The organism is Sphingobacterium allocomposti (assembly GCF_008124885.1).
Lineage (GTDB): Bacteria > Bacteroidota > Bacteroidia > Sphingobacteriales > Sphingobacteriaceae > Sphingobacterium > Sphingobacterium allocomposti.
The window spans coordinates 119,176-126,283 of the sequence record NZ_VNHX01000012.1; the positions used below are offsets into that span (position 1 = coordinate 119,176).

Consider the following 7,108-nt stretch of genomic DNA (forward strand, 5'->3'; position numbering starts at 1 on the left):
TATTCCTGATTAGAACCTGAATTTCTAATCAATATAAGCATTATAGATCATTTGCTCACAGAAAGGTGGATTTTTTTGTAATTTAACGGAAAGGTGTACATCTAATAGTGTCGCGAGGCCACCTCAAAGCCGGTTTTCTATCTAGCGATGCTTACGCATCAGGGTAATTATCGATATTCGTCAAATTATGGATACATTTCTTGACTGACTTATCTCTAATATGTACTTTTAGAAAAATTAAAACAAAATCATGTCTTCTGAAATTAATATCCTAGACATTGTGGAAGCGCAGCGGGTTTATAGATACGTTGAAATTAGACACTAATGAATAACCGAGTGAAACGAGCTCATGAATGCCTTTGAAATTGGACACTAATGTTAAATAGTTATACAGATGAAAAAAACACTTCCAGCCATTTTACTTTCAGGTGCAGCACTGGTCGCCGCCTGCAATAACAACGCTGCATCGCACACATCCGGCGACAGCGCAACCACAGACAGCATTTATCCCCCGGTCGAGACGAATAAACCCAACACAGACTATAAGCCTGCTTTCGAGGGCCAGACACGGGTTGCTGGGGTAAAAACCACGACGCCTTACGATTTCAGCGTTGTTACAGACAAACTGAAATCGCCTTGGGGTATCGCCCAATTGCCGGACGGCCGTTTGCTCATTACACAAAAAGAGGGCGACATGCGTATCGTTTCGGAAGACGGAACGGTAAGCGACGCTATTAGCGGCATACCGAAAGTCGATGCCCAGGGACAAGGTGGGCTCCTAGGCCTTACACTGGATCCGGACTTCGGCAGTAGCCGAATGGTGTACTGGGTGTTCTCTGAACCGGTAGCGGGGGGCAATCACACGGCTGTAGCTAAGGGGCGGCTAGCTGACGACGAAAAAAGTATCGAAAATGCGCAGGTAATCTACCAGGCTCTGCCTACGTACGACGGAAAGTTGCATTATGGGGGGCGGATCCTATTTGATAAAGACGGCAACCTGCTTATAAGTACAGGCGAGCGCTCTGACCTCGAAACCCGTCCACAGGCGCAGGACCTCAAATCCGCACTGGGAAAAATCGTCCGTATTACCAAGGATGGTCAGCCTGCTGCGGGAAATCCCTTCGCCAACGACGCCAATGCCCGTCCTGAAATTTATAGTTACGGCCATCGGAACGTGCAAGGTCTGGCTTTTCACCCCGAAACGGGCGACCTCTGGGAATCAGAGTTCGGTCCTCGCGGTGGAGATGAGTTAAACCGTGTCGAAGCTGGAAAGAATTACGGATGGCCTACTATAACGTACGGTCTGGAATACAGCGGCAAAGAAATCGGAGCTCCGCCAATCCAGCAAAAAGAAGGATTGGAGCAGCCTGTTTACTATTGGGATCCTGTCCTATCGCCAAGCGGCATGACCTTTTACTCCGGCGACGCTATCCCCGAATGGAAGAACAACCTCTTCATCGGAGGGCTAAGCAGTACGCATATCGCGCGTCTCGTCATCAAAGACAACAAAGTGGTTGGCGAAGAACGTCTTCTTGCGAAAGAGGGGCAACGCTTCCGCGACGTCATTCAAGGTAAGAGTGGCGAGATTTTTGCAGTGACCGATGGCGGACGGCTTTACCGTATAGCAAAAAAATAAATTTAACCAAGTACAGACGAGAAAGCGCCCTTCAGGGGCGCTTTCCTATTTCTAAAGGTTGGTCGGCAGTCGGATATCGCTGCTAAAATAAAAGTTACCATTCGTTAAAACTACGCTAACAAGGCCTTGTTACCTTTACAGAAAAAACAGATGAAACAAATGCGCAGAAGACAATGATCTATCAGCCTATTCAAAGCGAGATATCCTGCACTGTTCTTTTAATCTTCCTGCCAGCATTGTCCGGTAGGTGAAAAAGATCTATGGAATTTTGGTTCAATATTTATAAGAAGTCACTACCTTTGCCTGAAAATTCATATATATGAGAAGTTTTTTTTACTGGGGCGCCCTGCTCGCCACTACACTGGTGCTCTCCTCCTGCAAGACACAGATGTACCCTACGGTAAGCAAAGACCAGTATTATCAGATTGATGGATCGATTCCTGCTGACAGCAGCATTATCAATTATTACACACCGTACAAAAAACAGCTCGAAGAAGAAATGGATCGCGTGCTGGGCTATTCGGATCAGCATCTTAGCAGAACACGCGGCGCGGAAAGCCTCGCAGGCAACTTCTTTGCAGACGCTTTACTCTGGAAAGGACAACAGCTGGATCCCGACGTCACGATGAGCTTCGCCACGAAAGGCGGCATACGGGCCGACCTAAAAGCGGGGAATATTACCGTGGGCGGTATCTTCGAAATGATGCCCTTCGAAAATGCAATCACCATATTGACGCTTACCGGCAAAGACGTCCTCCGATGGGCAGCATTCATAGCCGAGACAGGCGGGCAGCCAACCAGCGGCATTACGCTCCGCATCAAAGATGGCCAGATTGACGAATTTCTTATTCAGGGCAGACCCGTCGATCCGGACGCAACATATAAGCTTGTTACTTACGACTATCTGGCGAACGGCGGCGACTATGTTACCGTTTTTGACAACGTCTTAGCGCGTAAGGACTATCCTCAGCGCGTTCGCGAGGCCTTAATAGAGTACGTTTCAGATTTAACTAAACAGGGAAAACACATTCAAGCTCAATTAGATGGAAGAGTTGAAATCATTAAATAGACGGACATTTATTAAACAGTCGTTCGCTTTAGGCGCGGTGGCCGCTTTCGGCACCCTTCCGCTGGACGTACTTGCGACCGACAAACAAGTGCGTCTGACGATCTTACACACGAACGACGTTCACAGCCGCATAGAACCTTTTCCACTGGATGGCTCGCGCCATCAAGGCCTCGGTGGCGTCGCCAGACGAAGCACACTCATCAACAGCATCCGCAAGACAGAAAAAAACGTGTTACTGCTCGATGCCGGCGACATGTTTCAGGGCACGCCATACTTCAACATGTTTGAAGGCAAGCTCGAACTGGAACTCATGTCCAAACTTGGCTATGATGCAGGCACTTTCGGAAACCACGAGTTTGATAACGGCATTCAGGGACTGGCGAAACACCTGCACATTGCTAACTTCCCGTTTCTCACGGCCAACTACGATTTTACAGGGACACTGCTGGAGGGAAAGACAAAAGAATATCTAATCATCGAAAAGGGAGGTTTGCGTGTCGGACTAACCGGCGTTGGAATCGACGTAGAGGGACTTGTCGATCCAAACAGCCACCGGGGCATGACATACCTCGACCCCATTCCTGTGGTAAACCGCGTCGCGAAGTTTCTTAAAGAAGAAAAAAAATGCGATCTGGTAATCTGCTTATCTCATTTGGGATACGCGTACGAAGATGATAAAGTCTCCGATCTGAAGCTTGCCGCTAGCACCCGTCATGTTGACATCATCCTCGGCGGTCATACACATACTTTTTTAGATGAGCCTACACGGATAAAAGATCTAGACGGTAAAGAGGTTTGGATCAATCAGGTGGGCTTCGCTGGCATACGTCTCGGACGTCTAGATGTGGTCTTCAATAAGGCAACAGGAAAAAAGAATATTGTCGCCAGTCAGTACACCGTTGACAAGCAGTTTGACGGACTGGTAAACGTTTAACAGAAAATCGTCCAGTTGCCTTGAAGAAGCTCGTTCAGCTCTATATCAATTCATACCGCGGCCTATCTACGGAAGCCTGGCTGCTGGCATTAGTCATGCTCATTAACAGGACTGGCTCGATGGTCATTCCATTTCTGAGTATGTATATGTCCTCCGAACTGAACTTCAGCAAGGCGCAGGTTGGGATGGTTTTAGGATGCTTCGGATTAGGATCGGTATGTGGGTCGTGGCTAGGCGGCTGGCTGACAGACAAGTTTGGAAACTACCGCGTTCAAGCAACCAGCCTGATTTTGACGGTTCCTATCTTCCTTATATTGCCCCACTTCCGCACATTTGAAAGCCTGGCAGGGATGATCTTCCTATTGACTTTAATCGCAGACACCTTTCGTCCGGCAAACTCTGTGTCGGTCGCCCGCTATGCCAAGCCTGAAAACCTAACAAAAGCCTATTCCTTAAACCGTATGGCTGTCAACCTCGGCTTTTCTATAGGGCCGGCATTGGGCGGAATTTTGGCAACCTTTTCTTACAACTGGATTTTCTATGGAAACGCGTTAGCCGCCCTATCCGCAGCAGTGGTTTTTATAATTTTCTTCCGCAAACGCAAGCCACGGTCAGCCGCACAGCCCAAGGTACATACGGAAAAAATACGGACGGAAAAGGACAGAAACGCCTATCTCGACCCGCCATTCATTATTTTCAACATTTTTTGCTGCCTTTTTTCAATGGCCTTTTTCCAATTGCTGAGCACGTTGCCACTCTTTTATAAAGAAGTGAAACTCATGAGCGAAGGACAAATAGGTCTTCTACTGGGCTTCAGCGGATTCGTGATTGTGCTCTTTGAGATGCTACTGGTTCATGCCGTGGAACACCGATTTACCCCCAGACAGGTTATGATTTTCGGTACAGGGATTGCCGGCGTTTCGTATCTCATGCTTAATGCTCCGTTTGGTACAGCATGGCTTTACCTGGCGATGTTCATCCTCTCTGTGGGTGAAATGCTTACCCTGCCGTTTACCGCGACCATCAGCGCCTCACGGGCGACGTTAAATACACAGGGCGCATACATGGGATTTAACTCCCTCTCGTTTGCCGCAGCCAATATCTTCTCGCCCTTTCTGGGAACGTATATTGCCGAACATTTTGGATACCAGTCGCTTTGGTTCAGCACGGCATTTGTTATGCTGTTTACCAGCGTCGGTTTTTCGTGGATTCTAAAAAAAATGTAGTTTTCGCTGTTACCCGACGTTTCTTTCATAGGGAACGCGTGTGGCAATGGACCGCCCTAAAGTGACTTCGTCAACATATTCGAGTTCGCCGCCGAACGCTATACCACGGGCAATTGTACTAATCTGCACATCAAAGTCTTTTAACTTGCGATAAAGATAAAAGATTGTGGTATCGCCTTCCATGGTTGCACTGAGCGCCAAAATAACCTCTTTTATTGTCCCTGCCCTCAGCCGCTCAATAAGCGCTTCAATCTTCAGGTCCGCCGGCCCTATCCCATCCATCGGCGATATCAGTCCGCCAAGCACGTGGTATACACCTTGATATTGATTGGTGTTTTCAATAGCCATGACGTCCCGTGTATCCTCCACAACACAAATCGTTTCATGGTCTCGTTTCGCGGATGAACAGATTTCACACACCTCCACATCCGCGATGTTAAAGCATGTTTTACAATATTTAATCTGCTCTTTAAGCTGGTTGATCGCGCCTGTAAATCGGGAAACCTCGCCATCCGATTGCTTAAGCAAATGCAACACCAGTCGCAAAGCCGTTTTTTTACCTACCCCCGGAAGCCGTCCAAATTCTTCTACGGCCTGTTCCAATAATCGCGATGAGAAATGCATAGTACAAAAGTAAGAAGTAAGAAATAAAAAGTGGGAAGTAAGAAAGAAAAAAGTAAGAAGTCTCTTTCGAGGTGTGATAAAGGAAAGATCCCCGATCGCTCCTCTCATCTTTACTAAACGCTCTTGTTTTGCCATTATATTGTTTGTTATAACCATCCAAAGATGCAACAGCAAAAAGTAACTCCTGTCCAAAATGTCCGAAAATGACCAAAATGTCGTCTTTTGTCGTGATATGTCCAAAAATGACCAAAATGTCCAAAAATGGTATTTATTTCACGGCGAAAAGGTACACAGAGTGTACAGGGAGTGTACAGAAAAGGTACTAAAAAGGTACTGGAGAGGTACTAAGAAGGTACTAGAGAGGTACTAAGAAGGTACAGGAAATATACCGGTCGCCGTACCTTCGCGGTACTTTGAATGCCGGTCAGCCGGACAGGCATATGCTATCGAGCGCGGCAGGTTAACCATCAGTCCAGATAAAATAAAAAAACCATGAAACAAATATGCGCCCTGTTGTCTTAACGTTATTACTAACTTTTTTCACGTGGGGGTATCCTTCGCTGGAGTGGGGCCTGCATTTTAGCGCATACTCCGGCATTTTCTAAAAGAATGGGGCCACTTCACGACTTTACATCTTCACATCTTACTTTATCCAAAAATAGTTATATTGTACATGTTAACATAAATAAGCTGTATGGTAAAAGAGGATAAAATTAGAAGTTCGTTTGCCAATAAAACCTGGCAAGAAATAAAGGTAAAAGACTCTTGGCAAATTTTTAAGATCATGTCGGAGTTCGTCGATGGATTTGAAAAATTGGCGAAGATCGGTCCGTGTGTTTCTATATTCGGTTCAGCACGTACCAAGTCGGACCACAATTATTACACGATGACCGTCGAGATAGCGCGGCTGTTAGCCGAAAAGGGCTATGGTGTCATTTCAGGAGGTGGGCCAGGTATCATGGAGGCCGCCAATAAGGGTGCGCACGAGGCCGGAGGAAAATCCGTAGGACTCAACATTGAGCTGCCATTTGAACAGTTTCACAATAAATATATCGATCGGGATAAACTACTGGAGTTCAACTATTTTTTTGTTCGAAAGGTCATGTTTATGAAATACTCCCAAGGCTACATTGTTATGCCTGGAGGATTTGGAACCATGGACGAACTGTTTGAAGCTATCACGCTTATCCAGACCGGAAAAATCGCACGGTTCCCCATTGTGCTGGTAGGCAAGGATTACTGGAAAGGCCTATTCGACTGGATTGAAAATACGATGTTAGGCCACGCATACATTGCGGAAGAGGATCTAAAGCTATACCGTATCGTGGACACCGCGGAAGAAGCCGTTGAACATATTTTCCGGTTCTATGACAAGTATTTGTTGAAACCGAATTTTTAACGGTTTTAAAACCTTTTGTTTTCTTAGGCGACTAAAAAAGAGGTTGTCTAAAAAGCCTTTTTTTAAAAAGGAATCCCCGATACGTGAAAGTGTCGGGGATTTTTATTGTTTGTCCTAAAAAATGGTTATTTTTAGGTGTACCCAAACAATATGGCAAACATACTATTCAAAGCATTACCATCCAATAGTCCGAGTCTTTTTCCGGAAGATATTTTTGCAA

6 protein-coding genes are annotated in these 7,108 nt (G+C 46.2%); 5 read left to right on the plus strand and 1 reads right to left on the minus strand.

Features of this window, described 5'->3' with window-relative positions; all coding sequences use genetic code 11:
- Positions 1–394 precede the first annotated feature (394 nt).
- From BC792_RS10445 to BC792_RS10460, 4 genes are all read left to right on the plus strand, one after another.
- The gene (locus BC792_RS10445; protein ID WP_148908945.1) at positions 395–1,636 is read left to right on the plus strand and encodes a PQQ-dependent sugar dehydrogenase; all 1,242 of its coding nucleotides are present in this window, start codon (positions 395–397) and stop codon (positions 1,634–1,636) included.
- Positions 1,637–1,955: 319 nt separating this feature from the next.
- On the plus strand, positions 1,956–2,705 hold the full coding sequence (locus BC792_RS10450; protein ID WP_246154985.1) for a 5'-nucleotidase C-terminal domain-containing protein: 750 nt from the start codon (positions 1,956–1,958) through the stop codon (positions 2,703–2,705).
- A complete protein-coding gene (locus tag BC792_RS10455) occupies positions 2,680–3,639 on the plus strand; it encodes a bifunctional metallophosphatase/5'-nucleotidase (RefSeq protein ID WP_148908946.1) in 960 nt (319 codons plus the stop codon). The genes BC792_RS10450 and BC792_RS10455 overlap by 26 nt, the downstream gene beginning before the upstream one ends.
- Positions 3,640–3,659: 20 nt before the next feature.
- A complete protein-coding gene (locus BC792_RS10460; protein WP_148908947.1) occupies positions 3,660–4,865 on the plus strand; it encodes an MDR family MFS transporter in 1,206 nt (401 codons plus the stop codon).
- Between the two features lie 9 nt (positions 4,866–4,874).
- On the opposite strand, the gene recR is transcribed toward BC792_RS10460, so the two are convergent.
- Positions 4,875–5,489, minus strand: coding sequence for a recombination mediator RecR (gene recR, locus BC792_RS10465; RefSeq protein ID WP_148908958.1), 615 nt, complete (start codon positions 5,487–5,489; stop codon positions 4,875–4,877).
- Between the two features lie 694 nt (positions 5,490–6,183).
- On the opposite strand from recR, the gene BC792_RS10470 reads away from it, so the two are divergent.
- Positions 6,184–6,888 (plus strand): LOG family protein, encoded by a 705-nt coding sequence (locus BC792_RS10470; RefSeq protein WP_148908948.1) that lies wholly within the window; start codon positions 6,184–6,186, stop codon positions 6,886–6,888.
- The last annotated feature ends 220 nt before the right edge of the window (positions 6,889–7,108 follow it).

Bases quoted from the DNA above. Each gene is read 5' to 3' on its own strand.
- BC792_RS10445 (WP_148908945.1), top strand. From the start codon at position 395: ATGAAAAAAACACTTCCAGCCATTTTACTTTCAGGTGCAGCACTGGTC.
- BC792_RS10455 (WP_148908946.1), top strand. From the start codon at position 2,680: ATGGAAGAGTTGAAATCATTAAATAGACGGACATTTATTAAACAGTCG.
- BC792_RS10470 (WP_148908948.1), top strand. From the start codon at position 6,184: ATGGTAAAAGAGGATAAAATTAGAAGTTCGTTTGCCAATAAAACCTGG.
- recR (WP_148908958.1), bottom strand. From the start codon at position 5,489: ATGCATTTCTCATCGCGATTATTGGAACAGGCCGTAGAAGAATTTGGA.
- BC792_RS10450 (WP_246154985.1), top strand. From the start codon at position 1,956: ATGAGAAGTTTTTTTTACTGGGGCGCCCTGCTCGCCACTACACTGGTG.